Source organism: Modestobacter caceresii (assembly GCF_000761485.1).
GTDB classification, from domain to species: Bacteria; Actinomycetota; Actinomycetes; order Mycobacteriales; family Geodermatophilaceae; genus Modestobacter; species Modestobacter caceresii.
Genome location: NZ_JPMX01000028.1, coordinates 1 through 14,666, shown reverse-complemented (window position 1 = coordinate 14,666; position 14,666 = coordinate 1). Strand labels below are relative to the sequence as shown.

14 protein-coding genes and 1 pseudogene are annotated in these 14,666 nt (G+C 73.9%); 4 read left to right on the top strand and 11 right to left on the bottom strand.

Translation table 11 applies throughout. From position 1 onward, the window contains the following. Position 1: 1 nt before the first annotated feature. The 5 genes from IN07_RS08365 to IN07_RS08345 all read right to left on the bottom strand — a co-directional run bounded on the left by IN07_RS08365 (position 2) and on the right by IN07_RS08345 (position 6,459). Complete coding sequence (locus IN07_RS08365; RefSeq protein WP_036335106.1) at positions 2–1,111, bottom strand: ABC transporter permease; 1,110 nt, start codon at positions 1,109–1,111, stop codon at positions 2–4. 89 nt (positions 1,112–1,200) lie between these two features. Further along, positions 1,201–2,838, bottom strand: a complete 1,638-nt coding sequence (locus tag IN07_RS08360; protein ID WP_036335105.1) for an ABC transporter substrate-binding protein — start codon at positions 2,836–2,838, stop codon at positions 1,201–1,203. Between the two features lie 184 nt (positions 2,839–3,022). Next, positions 3,023–5,101: a TPM domain-containing protein gene (locus IN07_RS26660; RefSeq protein ID WP_036335104.1), complete on the bottom strand. Its 2,079-nt coding sequence runs from the start codon at positions 5,099–5,101 to the stop codon at positions 3,023–3,025. Positions 5,102–5,118: 17 nt separating this feature from the next. Beyond that, on the bottom strand, positions 5,119–5,445 hold the full coding sequence (locus IN07_RS08350; protein WP_231558058.1) for a hypothetical protein: 327 nt from the start codon (positions 5,443–5,445) through the stop codon (positions 5,119–5,121). 255 nt (positions 5,446–5,700) lie between these two features. Further along, a complete protein-coding gene (locus IN07_RS08345; protein ID WP_036335103.1) occupies positions 5,701–6,459 on the bottom strand; it encodes a VOC family protein in 759 nt (252 codons plus the stop codon). Between the two features lie 141 nt (positions 6,460–6,600). Here IN07_RS08345 and IN07_RS08340 point away from each other — a divergent pair, with 141 nt between their 5' ends. Continuing rightward, entirely contained in the window at positions 6,601–6,954 is a 354-nt protein-coding gene (locus tag IN07_RS08340) for a Rieske (2Fe-2S) protein (protein ID WP_036335102.1), read from the top strand. 49 nt (positions 6,955–7,003) lie between these two features. Here IN07_RS08340 and IN07_RS08335 read toward each other — a convergent pair whose 3' ends face one another. The 5 genes from IN07_RS08335 to IN07_RS08315 form a co-directional block, all read right to left on the bottom strand. After that, positions 7,004–7,825 carry a MetQ/NlpA family ABC transporter substrate-binding protein gene (locus IN07_RS08335; RefSeq protein ID WP_036335101.1) on the bottom strand — a complete coding sequence of 274 codons (822 nt, stop codon included), beginning with the start codon at positions 7,823–7,825 and terminating at the stop codon, positions 7,004–7,006. A gap of 35 nt (positions 7,826–7,860) precedes the next feature. Beyond that, positions 7,861–8,520, bottom strand: a complete 660-nt coding sequence (locus tag IN07_RS08330) for a methionine ABC transporter permease (RefSeq protein ID WP_036335099.1) — start codon at positions 8,518–8,520, stop codon at positions 7,861–7,863. Continuing rightward, a complete protein-coding gene (locus tag IN07_RS08325) occupies positions 8,517–9,602 on the bottom strand; it encodes a methionine ABC transporter ATP-binding protein (RefSeq protein ID WP_036335098.1) in 1,086 nt (361 codons plus the stop codon). The genes IN07_RS08330 and IN07_RS08325 overlap by 4 nt, the downstream gene beginning before the upstream one ends. A gap of 269 nt (positions 9,603–9,871) precedes the next feature. Next, the gene (gene recR / locus IN07_RS08320) at positions 9,872–10,471 is read right to left on the bottom strand and encodes a recombination mediator RecR (RefSeq protein ID WP_036335096.1); all 600 of its coding nucleotides are present in this window, start codon (positions 10,469–10,471) and stop codon (positions 9,872–9,874) included. Between the two features lie 43 nt (positions 10,472–10,514). After that, entirely contained in the window at positions 10,515–10,850 is a 336-nt protein-coding gene (locus IN07_RS08315) for a YbaB/EbfC family nucleoid-associated protein (protein ID WP_036335186.1), read from the bottom strand. A 96-nt stretch (positions 10,851–10,946) separates the two neighbouring features. Here IN07_RS08315 and IN07_RS08310 point away from each other — a divergent pair, with 96 nt between their 5' ends. The 3 genes from IN07_RS08310 to IN07_RS08300 all read left to right on the top strand — a co-directional run bounded on the left by IN07_RS08310 (position 10,947) and on the right by IN07_RS08300 (position 13,958). Next, entirely contained in the window at positions 10,947–12,197 is a 1,251-nt protein-coding gene (locus IN07_RS08310) for an MFS transporter (protein ID WP_156119087.1), read from the top strand. Between the two features lie 76 nt (positions 12,198–12,273). Continuing rightward, positions 12,274–12,756 (top strand): cation:proton antiporter regulatory subunit, encoded by a 483-nt coding sequence (locus IN07_RS08305; RefSeq protein WP_036335095.1) that lies wholly within the window; start codon positions 12,274–12,276, stop codon positions 12,754–12,756. Next, the gene (locus IN07_RS08300; RefSeq protein ID WP_036335092.1) at positions 12,756–13,958 is read left to right on the top strand and encodes a cation:proton antiporter; all 1,203 of its coding nucleotides are present in this window, start codon (positions 12,756–12,758) and stop codon (positions 13,956–13,958) included. Before IN07_RS08305 ends, IN07_RS08300 begins: the two co-directional genes overlap by 1 nt. A gap of 15 nt (positions 13,959–13,973) precedes the next feature. Here the strand turns inward: IN07_RS08300 and IN07_RS25680 are convergent. After that, positions 13,974–14,666: pseudogene (locus tag IN07_RS25680) on the bottom strand (DNA polymerase III subunit gamma/tau); the annotation flags it as partial.

The window sequence follows — 14,666 nt, the reverse complement described above, 5'->3', positions numbered from 1 at the left end:
GTCAGTACCTCACCCGGGGGTCGATGAGCGCGGCGATGATGTCGACGATGAAGTTGGTCACGGCCACGATGACCGCCAGCAGCACCACGATGCCCTGCACGGCCACGAAGTCGCGGGCCTGCAGGTACTCGGCGAGCTGGAAGCCCAGGCCCTTCCACTCGAACGTCGTCTCGGTGAGGACGGCGCCGACGAGCAGGATGGCGATCTGCAGGCCGATGACGGTGATGATCGGGATCAGCGCGGGGCGGTAGGCGTGCTTGCGCAGCAGCCGGGACTCCGCGACGCCCCGCGAGCGGGCGGCCTCCACGTAGCCGGTGCCCAGCGTGCCGATCACGTTGGTGCGCACCAGGCGCAGGAAGATGCCGGCGGTCAGCAGGCCCAGCGCGATGGCGGGCAGGACGGCGTGCTCCAGGACGTCGGAGATGACGTCCCAGTCGCCGGTCTGGAGCGCGTCGATCAGGTAGAAGCCGGTCGGGCTCTCCAGGAACTGCAGCTCGATCTCCGTGCCGGTGGAGGCTCGGCCGGCCACCGGCAGCCAGCCCAGCCCGGAGGCGAAGACGAGCTTGAGCAGCAGGCCGGCGAAGAAGACCGGCGTCGCGTAGCAGAGGATGGCGAAGACCCGCAGCACGGCGTCGGGGAAGCGGTCCCGGAAGTAGGCGGCCAGCATGCCCAGCGGGATGCCGACGATGAACGCCACGATCAGCGCGTAGACGGTCAGCTCGAGCGTGGCGATGCCGAAGGTGGTCAGCACCTCCAGGACCGGACGCCGGTCGCTGAGCGTGGTGCCGAAGTCGCCCTGCACCAGGTTGCCCAGGTACTCGAGGTACTGGGTCATCAGCGGCCGGTCGTACCCGGCCTCCCGGACCCGCTCGGCCAGCTGGTCGGCCGGCAGCCGCCCGCCGAGTGCGGCGGTGATCGGGTCACCGGTGGCCCGCATCAGGAAGAAGACGGTCGTGACCAGGATGAAGATGGTCGGGAAGATCAGCAGGAACCGGACCAGCAGGTAACTGCCCAGCCCCCCACTGCCCTTGCGCCGGCGCCGGGGCGCGGGGTCGGGGGCGCCGACGGGGTCGGCGGTGCTCCCGGTGGGTTCGGTCGTGGTGGTGGTCATCTCTCCCAGCCTGAGGTGGCGGCGGACATGCCGGTGCCCCGGGCGACCCGCGGACGGCGGGTCACCCGGGGCGGTCTGCTCCGGCTCGATCAGCCCTTGCTGAGGGCCCCGTAACGGAACTTGAAGGACGGGTCGAGGGTGTCCTCGGCGCCCTGCACGTCGGTCCCGGTGACGGCGACCTGGGCACCCTGCAGGTAGGGCAGCGTCGACAGGTCGTCGGCGACCTGGCCCTGGATCTGCTCGATCAGCGCCTCCCGCTCGGCCGGGTCGGTGGTGGTGGCCTGCTGCAGGATCAGGTCGTTCACCTCCGGGTCCGAGTAGTGGTTGCCCAGGAAGTTCTCCGTGAGGAAGAACGGCGTCAGGTAGTTGTCGGCGTCGGAGTAGTCCGGGAACCAGCCGAGCTGGTAGGCCGGGTACACGTCGGCGGTGCGGTCCTCGGAGTACTGCACCCACTCGGTGGTCTGCAGGTTCACCGTGAACAGGCCGCTGGACTCCAGCTGGTCCTTGATCAGCGCGTACTCGTCACCCGAGGACGGGCCGTAGTGGTCGTTGGAGTACTGGAGGTTGAGCTCCACCGGCGTCTGGACGCCGGCCGCCTGCAGCACCTGCGCGGCCGCCTCGGCGTCCGGGGCGCCCGAGCCGTCGCCGTACTTCTCCAGCAGCGGCTCGACGGCGCCGGTGAGGCCCTCGGGCACGTAGGAGTACAGCGGGGTGTAGGTGCCCTTGTAGACCTGGTCGGCCAGCTCCTCGCGGTCGATCAGGTGCGCCGCGGCCTGCCGGACGGCCAGGGCCTTGGCCGGGTCGGCCTCGGGGGTGGTCGCGCCGTAGGGCTGGGTGTTGAAGTTGAACGTGATGTAGCGGATCTCCCCGCCCGGGCCGTCGACGACGTTGACCGAGTCGTCGCCGCGCAGGTCCTCCACGTCGGTCGCCGTCAGGCTGCGGAAGGCGACGTCGACGTTGCCCTCCTGGACGTCGAGCTTCAGGTTCGACGCGTCCGCGTAGTACCGGACGTTGACCGTCTCGGTCTCCGGCGCGCCGAGCAGGCCCTGGTAGCCCTCGAACGCCTCGTAGGAGACCAGGTTGTTCTGGTCGTAGTTGGTGATCGCGTACGGGCCGGCGAAGGCGTTGCCGTCGACGATCTCCTGGTCCGTGGTCAGCGCGTCGGCGGCGAAGACGTCCTCGTCCACGATCGGACCGGCCGGGCTGGAGAGGATCTGCGGGAACACCTGGTCGTCGGGCGACTTCAGGTTGAACACCACGGTGGTGTCGTCGACGACCTCGGTGCTCTCGAGGTTGTAGAGCAGCGACGCCGGGCCGCTCTCGTCGTTGATCGCGACCATGCGGTCGAAGGAGAACTTCACGTCCGAGGCGGTGAGCTCGTTGCCGTTGGCGAACGTCAGCCCGTCCTTCAGCGTCACCGTGTACTCGGTGGGCGAGGTGAACTCGGCCGACTCGGCGATGTCCGGCTCGACGTCGGGGCTGCCCAGCGGGGTGTTCATCAGGAACGGGTAGACCTGGTTCATCACGGCGAACGAGCCGTTGTCGTACGAACCGGCCGGGTCGATCGTGGTGATCTTGTCGGTGGTGCCGATGATCAGCGAGTCGCCGCCACCGGAGCCGCCACCGTCACCGTCGTCGCCGCCGCACGCCGACAGCGCCAGCGCCGTCGCCGTGATGCCCGCTGTGGCGACCAGCGCACGCCGGCCACTCCTGGACACGGAGTTCATCCGCTACCTCGTTCTCATGGGCGGCGGCCCGCGGGCGCGACGAGGCGCCACCGCAGCCGCCGGTGGCTTGTGGAGATGCATGACTAACACACCTTTCCCACGACGTGGGACGTCGGGGGCGGGGGCGTGACCGTGTTGTGACCGGACGTCGACGCTGCGGTGGCGCTCGGGCGTGACCAGGCGGTCAGAAGCTCCCACCACCGCCGAAGTCGCCCCCACCGAAGTCCCCGCCGCCGCCGAAGCCCCCGCCACCACCACCGCCACCGAAGCCGCCGCCGTAGCCGCCGCCGAGCCCGCCCAGCAGGATGCTGCCGAGCATGCCGCCGGCGACCCCGCCGGCCACGCCACCGGCGAAGCCGCCACCGCCGTACCCGCGGCGGGGGCCGCCGTAGCCGGGGCGCCCGCCGTAACCGCCGCCGTAGCCGCCGGCCATGTACTCCTCGACGTCCTGCTGGGCGGCGGTGAGCGCCTGCCGGGCCAGGCCGTCGGCCCGCTGGGCCTCCCTGAGCGCGGTGATGGGGTCCGCCGTGGCGGACCGGGAGGCCTCGTCCAGGTGCCGCTCGGCCTCGGCCAGCCGGGTGCGCGCGGAGCTGCCGACCGCGCCGCGCCGGGTGGAGATGAAGTCACCGGCGACGGCGACCGACGAGTCGGCGGCACGGATGGCCTGCTGCAGGTGGGCCACGGCCCGCTCCTGCTGCTGCCGGACGTCGCGCGCCGGCTCCAGGGCCGCCTCCAGGGCCAGGTCCGCCTCGTCCAGCCGCCGGACGACGGCCAGCGGGTCGGGCAGGGTCCCGTCGCGCGGCTGCTGCTCCGCGGCGCTGCTGGCAAGCGCACGCTCGGCCCGGGCCAGCTGCTCCCGCAGCCCCGGGGTGTCGACGCCGCGGGACAGCATCGCCTGGGCCTCGGCGATGTCCCGCTCGGTCTCCGCCCGCACCTCGTCGTACCGTGCGCCGCTGGCGGCCAGCTCATCGGCGAGCCGGCCCACCGCGTCCAGCAGGGTGCGGCTCTGCGCCAGCGCGTCCTCGGCCGCCCGGATCGCCGGGACCGCCCCGGCGGGCCGGCCCTCGTCGAGTTCCGTCCGACCAGAGGCGACCGCCTGCTCGGCCAGCTCGGTACGGGTGCGTGCCTCGGTCACGTTGTCGGCGACCGGCGCCCAGGCCGAGCGGGCGTAGCGCTGCTGCAGGTCCTCCAGGGTCGCCTCGGCCGCCGGGATCCGGTCCCGGACACCCTGGATCGCCGGGGTCAGCGCGGCCAGGGTCTCGGGTGCGGACTCCTGCAGGTGGCGCAGCTTCGCGTAGGCCTCGGCCTGCTCGGCCAGCCGGGCATCGGCCGCCGCGGTGAGCTGCAGCAGCTGGGTGAGCATGCGGCGCTGGGTGGGCTCGTCCTCGGGGAACTCGTCGTCCAGTTCCTGGCGCAGGGCGAAGGCCTGGGACAGCTCTGCCTTGGACCGGCTCAGCGCGTCCTGGAAGCCCGCGACCGACTGCTCGCCGTACTGCGAGCGGGCGTACGCCAGGTCGAGCTCGGAGGTCTTGACCGCCTCGTCGAGGGCGAGCAGCTCCTCGCTGGCCCGGAAGGTCAACTGCTGGGTGGAGGTGCCGTGGTGCGGGTCGCGCGCGGCTGCCTCGGCGGCGGCGCGCTCCTCCGCTGCCCGGGCTGCGGTGGCCTGCTGCTTCTTGCGCCGCCGGCTCTTCATCAGCGCGTACCCGCCACCGCCGACGACGGCGATCCCGACCAGCGCGGCAAGGGCTCCCCCGCCGCCGTCCCCACCGCCGGCACTGCTGCCGGCCGCGGACCCGTCCCCGGACTGGATCCCCTCCGCCAAGGTGACCGCGGCTCCGGTCCAGTCCCCCTCCGCCAGGTACGGCTCGACGTCGGTGCTGATGAAGGAGTCGAGCCCGCTCTGCGTGACCGGGGAGCTCTGCCCGACGTAGTAGCCGAGGCGCTCCTGCTCCGTGGCGACCGCGAAGAGGATCTCGTTGGTGCCCAGGCCCGCCTCCTGGAAGGCCTCCGCCGCCCACTGTGGACCGGACAGGTCGGCGAAGTCGTCGACGTAGACCACGTACAGCTGGGTGCCGTCCTCGGTCTGCAGCTCCTGCAGGGCCGCCTCGACCTCCGCCTCCTCGCCGCCGTCGAGCACGTCGACCTGGTCGACGAGCTGCTCGTCCGGCGCGAACGGCTCGACGGCGAGGGCCGGACCCGCCCCCAGGAGCACGGCGGGCACACCGACGGCCAGCGGGAGGAGCAGCCGGGAGAGGAGACGCATGGGTCCATCGTCGCCGATCACGCTGTGCTGGGGGTGATCGAGGGCCCCGCCACCGCCAGCCGGCGCTTGGCGACGGCGATCGGCAGCTGCCCGATCAGCGCGGGCAGCAGCCAGCACACCGGGTTGCCCGTCTCGGCGATCAGCACGCCGGTGACCAGGGCGATGTAGGAGCCACCCAACAGGTGCGACTGCCAGCTGCGCCACCCCGACCACCGGCGGCGCCGGGCCAGCGCCCCCGTGACCGCCAGCACCTCGGTGCCGACGGCCAGCGGGAGCAGCCACACCAGGCTCGGGTCGGTGACCGCCAGCAGGCCGGCCGACACCGCCACCACCCCGACCGCCACCTGGTAGCCGACCGCGAGGAGCCGATCGAACCGCTCCCGCCGCCGGGCCAGCAATCAGGTGGGGCCGAGCAGCAGACCACCGGTACCGGTCACGACGTGCAGCTGCAGGACGACGTCACGCACGCCGACCACTCCCCTCCGGCGAGCCGGTGAACCGGCCCGGTCCTGCCCACGTCGTCGGGTCGACCGGGCAGGAGCAGCCTGTCCCCGGTCGGCCGCCGGGCACAGGTGCCAGATGTCAGGAGTTGCGCGGGCTCAGCCGGCCGGCTCCTGCATGACCGTGAACGCCGCGCCCCACGGGTCGGTGACGACGGCAACCCGGCCGTACGGGGTGTCCTCGGCCGGCATCAGCACCTTGCCGCCGCCGGTCTCGACCGCCCGGACCGCCTCGTCGGTGTCGGCGACCGAGAACGCGTTGCTCCAGCCGCGGGGCAGCCCCTCGACCACGCCCCCCAGCCCGCCCAGTGGGCGGTCACCGGTGGCGAAGGTGCTGTAGCCGCCGGCGTCCGGGATCTCCTCCCAGGCGAAGCCGAACACGGCGGTGTAGAACTCCTGTGCCGCCGCCGGGTCGTCGACGGCGGCCTCGTTCCAGGCCAGCGCGCCGGGTTCGTTGACGACCTGCACGCCGGTGGTGGTGCCGGCCTGCCAGAGCCCGAACGGGCTGCCCTGCGGGTCGGCGACGATCGCCATCCGGCCGGCCGGGCCGACGTCCATCGGCGGAGCCAGGACCGTGCCGCCGGCCTCCGTCACCCGGGCGGCCGTCGCATCGGCGTCGTCGGTGGCGAAGTACGTCGTCCAGCGGGGTGGGTCGGCAGGGTCCTGCTGCGGGCCGAGCCCGGCCGCCTCGTGCCCGTCCTTCAGGCAGAACAGGTAGCCGCCGGAGTCGGGACCGGTGTCGCGGTAGGTCCAGTCGAGGACCGCTGCGTAGAAGGACCGGGCGGCGTCCGAGTCGGGGGTGCCGAGGTCGATCCAGCACGGCGTACCGGACGGCCAGGGTGTCGTACGAGTGGGCATGACTGCTCCTCGGGTCGGGAGGCCCACCGTCCCACCGGGCACCGACAGTTCGACCAGCTCGCCGCGCCACGTCTGCCCGCCCCCGCGCGGGGTAGGGGCACGGCCACACCCCGAGACCAGACCGCCAGACCAGGAGCCCCCGTGCCCGACCGCGTCCCCGCCGACGACCTCCCACCGGGCGCCGTGCGCTCCGCCGGACAGTGGGCGGTGGCCAACACCGGCGACCGGCTCGCCGCGGTCTCCCGCCGGTGCCGGCACCAGCTCGCCGACCTCGCCGACGGCCACGTCGATGCCGAGGGCTGTCTGGTCTGCCCGTGGCACCAGGCCCGCTACGACCTGTCCACCGGCGAGATGGTCTCCGGCCCGCGCGGCTTCCTCGGCTGGCACGGGCCCACGCCGGGCTACTCCGGGCTGGTCAAGCGGTTCGGCCAGCTGTTCCGGCTGCGGGTGCGCCGGGCGGTCCGGCGGGGCCCGGACGTCGTCGTCGAGCCCTGACCCTCCTCCTCCCCACCAGAATGGCCATTGTGGTGGGGAGGAGGGTGGGTCAGAAGGCGGGGATGACCGCGCCCTCGTAGGTCTCCTCGATGAAGGTCCGCACCTCGTCGGAGTGCAGCAGCTCCTCGAGCTGGGCGATCCGCTCGTCGTCCTCGGTGCCGGCGCGCACGACGACCAGGTTGGCGTTGGGGTTGCCCTCGGCCTCCTCCAGCGCGAGGGCGTCCTCGGCCGGCGAGAGGTCGGCGTCGATCGCGTAGTTGCCGTTGATCACCGCGGCGTCGACGTCCACGAGCGACCGGGGCAGCTGGGCCGCCTCGATCTCCTGGATCTGCAGGTTCTTGGGGTTGCCCTCCACGTCGAGCGCGGTGGGCGCCGCGTCACCGGTGTCGGCCAGCGTGATCAGGTCGTTGGCGGCCAGCAGCCGCAGCGCCCGGCCGGCGTTGGTCGGGTCGTTGGGGATCGCCACCGTCGCGCCATCGGGCAGCGCGGCGAGGTCGGTCAGCGAGTCGGAGTAGATGCCCAGCGGCTCGATGTGCACCGGCTCCAGTGCGGTGAAGTCGTAGCCGGCGTTGGCCTCCTGCTCCTCCAGGTAGGGGATCGTCTGGAAGTAGTTCGCGTCGATCGAGCCGTCGTCCAGGGCGACGTTGGGCTGGACGTAGTCGGTGAACTCGACGATCTCCAGGTCCAGGCCGGCCTCGTCGGCCAGCTCGTCGTCGACGAAACGGAGGATCTCCGCGTGCGGGACCGGCGACGCCCCGACCTGCAAGGGCTCGTCCTCGGCCGACAGCTCGGCGGTGCCCCCACCGCAGGCGCTCAGCGCCAGGGCGGTCGCGACGGCGGCCGCAGCGGCCAGGGGGTTCTTCGTGCGCATGATCGGTTCTCTCCTCGGTGGAACGGGACGGACGGTCAGGAGGTGGCGAGCCGGCGGGCCCAGCGGTCGCCGGCCCACTGGAGGAGCTGCACCACCACGAGCAGCAGGACGACGGTCGCGAGCGTGATGTCGGTGCGGAACTGCTGGTAGCCGTAGCGGATGGCGAAGTCGCCGAGCCCGCCGCCACCGATCGCGCCGGCCATGGCCGAGTAGCTGATCAGCGCCACGACGGTGACGGTGACCCCGGCGACCAGCGAGGGCAGCGCCTCGGGCAGCAGCACGGTCCGGACGACGTCGCGGCGCCGGGCGCCCATGGCCAGCGTCGCCTCGACCTTGCCGTGCGCCACCTCGCGCAGGCTGGTCTCGACCAGTCGGGCCAGGAACGGGACGGCGCCGATGGTCAGCGGCACGATCGTCGCCGTCGAGCCGATGGTCGTGCCGACGATGCCGCGGGTGACCGGGGCGACGAGGACCAGCAGGATGATGAAGGGCAGCGAGCGGCCGAGGTTGACGACCAGGCCGAGCACCCGGTTCACCAGCGGGTGCGGGGCGAGCGCTCCCGGCGCGGTGATGGTGAGCAGCACGCCCAGCGGCACCCCGAGCAGCACGGTCAGCGCAGTGGCGACGCCGACCATGTAGAGCGTCTCGCCGGTGGCGTCCAGCAGCTGCGGGGCGATCCGGGACCAGTCGTTCATCGCTGCACGTCCGGGGCGTCGGCGAGCCGCTGCACGTCGGGCTCGCGGTCCGGGCGGGGTGTGTCGTCGGCGTCCGACTGGGGGCGGGGGTCACCGGCGGCGGCCCGCTCCACCAGCGCGCCGCCGGCCCGCAGCCGCGCGAGCGCCGGGTCCAGCCGGCCGTCGTCCCCCTCGACCCGCAGCAGCAGCCGGCCGAAGCGCCGGCCGGCGACGGTCTCCACCGAGCCACCGACCACCTCGACCGACAGGCCGAGCTCGGCGGTCAGGGTCTGCAGGACCGCGCCGTGCGGGGTGGCGTCGGTGACCGTGACCAGCACCAGGTCACCACCGACCCCGGAGCCGGCCGGTGCGGGCACCAGCTGGGCGGCCAGCGCGGAGTCCGGCCGGGCGAGCACCTCGGCCAGCGGACCGCCGTCGACCACCCGGCCCTCGCTCATCAGCACCGCGCTGTCGCAGACCGCACGGACGACCGACATCTCGTGGGTGATGAGCAGCACGGTCAGCCCCAGCTCGGCGCGCACCTGCCGGAGCAGCTCCAGGACGCCGGTCGTGCTGGCCGGATCGAGGGCCGAGGTGGCCTCGTCGCAGAGCAGCACGGAGGGGCGGGCGGCCAGGGCGCGGGCGATCGCGACCCGCTGCTTCTGCCCGCCGGAGAGCTGCGCCGGCCGGGAGGCGTGCCGGTCGGCCAGGCCCACCAGGTCCAGCAGGTCAGCGACCCGGCGGCGGCGCTCGGTGCGGCCGACCCCGGCCAGCTCCAGGGGGTGCTCGACGTTGCCGGCCGCGGTGCGGGAGTCGAGCAGGTTGAAGTGCTGGAAGATCATGCCGATGCTGCGCCGGGCCTCCCGGACCCCGGCGGCGTCGAGGTCGGTGAGCACCCGGCCGTCGACGGTGACCGTGCCCGAGGTCGGCCGCTCGAGCAGGTTGACCAGCCGGGCCAGCGTGCTCTTGCCCGAGCCGCTGGGGCCCACCACGCCGGCGAACTCACCACGGGCGACGGACAGGCTCACGCCGTCGAGGGCGACCACCTCGCCGGCGGTGCGACGGGCGGGGAAGACCTTGCGGACGTCGGACAGCTCGATCACGGGAGTCCTCGCAGGTGGAGCGGACGGCGGGCACTGCTCCCACTGCCGGGGTCCAGCTGGCTCGGCGCCCAGGGGCGCGGCGCGGACCTCCGGTCAGGGGTGTCGGCTCACCGACAGAGCGTGCCGGCCAGGCGCATGAGGTCGATGGCGCGACGACGCGTCAACGAACCGGGCCCGACCACTCGTCCAGAGTGCCCGGTGACTCCTGCACCCGCCAGTTCCCAGGGGTCGCTGTGATCGAACCCTCAACCAGAGGCCTGGGTCCTTCTTCAGGCGTCGATGCGGCGGCGGCCCTCGAACGCCCGGCCCAGGGTGACCTCGTCGGCGTACTCCAGGTCGCCGCCCACCGGCAGCCCGCTGGCCAGCCGGGACACCGCCAGGCCCAGCGGGCCGACCAGCCGGGCCAGGTAGGCGGCGGTCGCCTCGCCCTCCAGGTTCGGGTCGGTGGCGATGATCAGCTCGGTGACCTGGCCGTCCATCAGCCGGGTCATCAGCTCCTTGACCCGCAGGTCGTCGGGGCCGATGCCCTCGATCGGGCTGATCGCCCCACCGAGCACGTGGTAGCGGCCCTTGAACTCCCGGGTCCGCTCGATCGCCACGACGTCCTTGGGCTCCTCGACGACGCAGATGACGTCGAGCGTGCGCCGCGGGTCACGGCAGATCCGGCACTGCTCGGCCTCGGCGACGTTGTGGCAGGTCACGCAGAAGCGGACCTCGGCCTGCACCCGCTGCAGGGCCGCGACCAGCCGGCCGACGTCGGCCGACTCGGCGGCCAGCAGGTGGAAGGCGATGCGCTGCGCGCTCTTGGGACCGACGCCGGGCAGCCGCCCGAGCTCGTCGATGAGGTCCTGGACAGCGCCCTCGTACACAGTTCTCCTTCGGTGCGGGTGGCGGTGTGCGCACCCGGGTGGATCAGAGGCCGGGGAGACCCAGCCCGCCACCGAGACCGCCGGTCAGCGGGCCCATCGTGGAGGCGGTGAGCTCGCCGACGGCGCGCTGGGCGTCGCGGACGGCCGCGACCACCAGGTCCTGCAGGGTCTCGACGTCGTCGGGGTCGACGGCGGCCGGGGCGATCGTGACGGCGGTGACCTCACCGCTGCCGGTCATGGTCACGGTGACCAGCTCGCCACCGGCGGAACCGGTCACCTCGGCGCGGGCCAGCTCCTCCTGCGCAGCAGCCAACTGCTGCTGCATCTGCTGTGCCTGCTTCATGATCTGCTGCATGTCGGGCTGGCCACCGGGTCGCATGGTCCGAGCGTAGGTGCTGGCACCGACAGCCCGCCGCACCCGCTCCCGCGCCGGGCCGACGTGAGGTGCGGGCGGGGTCGGTGGCAGGGTCGTGCCGTGGCCAACGACGGCGTACCGGTCGGCAGCCCCGCGGGCGGGGCACGCACCGGGCCGTGGTCGCAGCTGGCGCTCATCGCGCTGACCCAGGTGCTGGCCCTGGCGGTGTGGTTCTCCGCCTCCGCCGTGCTCCCCGTGCTGCGCCGCGACTGGGAGCTGGGCACCGCCGGTGGGGTCGGCCTCACCGTCGCCGTGCAGCTGGGCTTCGTGGTGGGCGCGCTGGCCTCGGCGACGACCGGGCTGGCCGACCGGGTCCGCCCCGAGCGGCTGCTCGCCACCGGGGCCGGGGCCGCCGCCGCGTGCACCCTCGGCGTCGCCGTCCTCGCCGACGGACCGCTGGTCGGCATCGCGCTGCGCTTCCTCACCGGGGCGGGCCTGGCGCTGGTCTACCCGATCGGCATGAAGCTGATGGCCTCCTGGTTCGGCGCCCGCGGCCGAGGGCTGGCGCTCGGCGTGCTGATCGGTGCGCTCACCCTGGGCTCGCTGCTGCCGCAGCTGCTGGTCGGCGTCCTCGGCGACTCGTGGCGGACCGTGCTGGTCGCCGCCGCGGCCAGCGGCGCGGTCGCTGCCCTGCTGGCACTCGGGCTGCTGCGCGCCGGGCCGCACCTGGCGGTCGGCGTCCGCCCCCGCGCCGCGCAGGCCTTCGACGGCTTCCGGTCGGCCCGCCCGCGGCTGGTGAACCTCGCCTACCTCGGGCACATGTGGGAGCTCTACGCCCTCTGGACCTGGGCCGCGGTCTGGATGACCGCCTCGCGGGACGTGCACGACCCCGCCCTGCCGGCCGCCCGGATCGCCCTGCTGACCCTGACGGCGTTCGGGATCTGCGGTGCCGCGGGCTGCGTGCTGGCCGGCTGGCTCGCCGGCCGGTGGGGCCGGGCGCCGGTCGCCACCGTCGCGGTGGCCACCAGCGGCGTGTGCTGTCTGCTGTCCCCGTGGGCCTGGTCGTGGCCGACGGGGGTGTTCGCCGTCTTCGTCTGCGTCTGGGGAGCCAGCGTCATCGCCGACTCGGCCATGTTCTCCACCCTGCTCAGCGAGGTCTCCGACCGGCGCTGGGTCGGCACCGCCCTGACCGTGCAGACCGCGACGGGCTTCCTGCTCACCACCGTGACGATCAGCGCGCTGCCGTACCTGGCCGAGGCGGTCTCCTGGCGGTGGACGCTGGTGCTGCTCGCCGCCGGCCCGGTGCTGTCGGTCGCCGCCCTGACCCGCTTCCGAGCCCTGGACCGGGGACCAAGGACCGCTGTCGGCTGAACAACCGGCGCGGCACGATGAGCGCCGACGGCGGGGAACCGCCTGCACCCGGGACGATACAGGAGCACGGACGCCGATGGACGTCGAGGAGACACGACTGCCCGGGATCGGGCTCCGCCACGACCTGGTGACCGCGCAGGGACGGCGGGTGGGGGTCATCTCCCAGCGCAACGGGGCGCGCCACGTCGTCCTCTACGACGAGCAGGACCCCGACGCCACCGCGGCCACGATCGAGCTGACCGCCGAGGAGAGCGAGGTCGTCGCCGAGCTGCTGGGCGCGCCCCGGATCACCGAGCGGCTGTCCCGGCTGCGCGAGCAGGTGGAGAGCCTGGCCACCGAGGGCGTGCCGATCGAGCCCGGCTCCCCCTACGTCGCCGCCACCCTGGGCGACGCGGCCATCCGGACCCGCACCGGCGCCTCCGTGGTCGCGGTGGTCCGAGGCGAGGAGATGATCGCCTCCCCCACCCCGGACTTCCGGTTCCAGGTCGATGACCGGCTGGTCGTGGTCGGGACGTCGGACGGCGTCGCAGCGGTCGGTGACCTGCTCAACCCCCGCTGATGGAGGTCGGGCACACCGCGGTCCTGCTGCTGGAGCTCGGCGCCGTCGTCTTCGGGCTGGGGCTGCTCGGCTCGCTGGCCGGCCGGATCGGCCTGTCCCCCATCCCGCTGTACCTGCTGGCCGGGCTGGCGTTCGGCACCGGCGGGCTGCTGCCGCTGGACGCGCCGGAGGGCTTCTTCTCCGCCGGCGCCGAGGTCGGCGTCGTGCTGCTGCTGCTCGTCCTCGGGCTGGAGTACACCGCCGGCGACCTGGTCGAGAACCTGCGCCGACAGGCCCCGGTCGGCGTCGCCGACCTGCTGCTCAACGGGCTGCCCGGCGCTGCGCTGGCACTGTTCCTCGGCTGGGGCCCCACCGCCGCCCTGGCCCTGTTCGGCGTCACCGCGATCAGCTCCTCGGGGATCATCTCCAAGCTCCTCACCGACCTCGGGCGGCTCGGCAACCGGGAGACCCCGGCCGTCCTCGGCGTCCTGGTCATCGAGGACCTGGCGATGGCCGCGTACCTCCCGGTGCTCACCGGCGTCGTGGCGGCCAGCAGCACCGGCGACGCGGTGCTGTCGGTGACCGTCGCGCTGGCCACCCTCGCGGTCGTGCTGGCCGTCGCGGTGCGGCACGGCAGCACGGTGACCCGGTTCGTGGGGACGCGGTCCAACGAGATCCTGCTGCTCCGGGTGCTCGGGCTGGCGCTGCTCGTCGCCGGCGCCGCCGAGGCGGTGCACGTGTCGGCTGCGGTCGGCGCGTTCCTGCTCGGCATCGCCCTCTCCGGTGAGGTCGCGGAGCGGATCGGGGACGTGCTCTCGCCGCTGCGCGACCTGTTCGCCGCCGTCTTCTTCGTCTTCTTCGGGCTCTCGACCGACCCGACCCAGCTGCCGGCCGCCCTGCTGCCCGCGGCAGCGCTCGCCGCCGTCGGCATCGTCACCAAGTTCGGCACCGGCTGGATCGCCGGGCGCCGGGCCGGGGTCGGGCCACCCGCACGGGTGCGCGCCGGTGCCGCGCTGGTGGCCCGCGGTGAGTTCTCGATCATCATCGCCGGGCTGGTGCTCGGCAGCGTCCCGGCGGCCTTCGGCTCGACGGTCGCCGCCTACGTGCTGATCCTGGCCGTGCTGGGGCCGCTGGCCCCACGGCTGGTCGACCCGTGGGTGCGCCGGCTCGCCCGGCGAGCCGGGCCGCCGCGCCCGAGCGGACGCGCCCCGACCACCGCGTAGCCGCCGGGCCGCGGGTCAGCTGTCGATCGGTCGCGCGCCGAGCTGGGTGCGCAGCAGCTGCAGCGCGGCGGCCTCGGGGTCCAGCGCCGGCGCGTCGTTCGCGGTTCCGCCGGAGTCCGCGTCGGCGGCCCGTTCGGCCATCAGCTCGTCGGCCTCGGCGGTCTCCGCGGCCTGCACGGCGGCCCGCGCGGCCTCGGGTGACACCGGCGCCCCACCCGGACGGCCTTCGGCGCCGCCGGGCTGACCCGGGCCGCCCTCGACGACGGCCTGCACCTTCCAGCGGACGCCCAGCAGCTCCTCCAGCGACTGCCGGATGACGTCCTTGTTCAGGTCGTCGCCCAGCATCTTGGCCAGCGCCGGCGAGGTGGCCGCCAGGGTGAGCGCCCCGTTGGTCAGGTCGTGCACCTGGGCGCTCTTGAGCAGCGCCTCGGTGGTGCGCTTGTGCCCGCGCACCACCTTGAGCAGCTCCGGCCAGATCCGCCGGACGTCGGCCGTGGTCAGCGCACCGTCGTCACCGGCGGGCTCCTCCGGGGTGGCCGACACCAGCGGCGTCGGCTCGCCGCCGCGGGGCGCAGGCGCCGACTCCGCTGCGGCCCCGGGCGCGGGCGTGGAGGCGGGAGCGGCGTCGGCGGCCGGTGTGCTGGCCGGCCGCGGTTCCGGAGCGGCGGGGCGGGACGGCTGCGGCCAGTCCTCGTCGTCGGTGGGCTC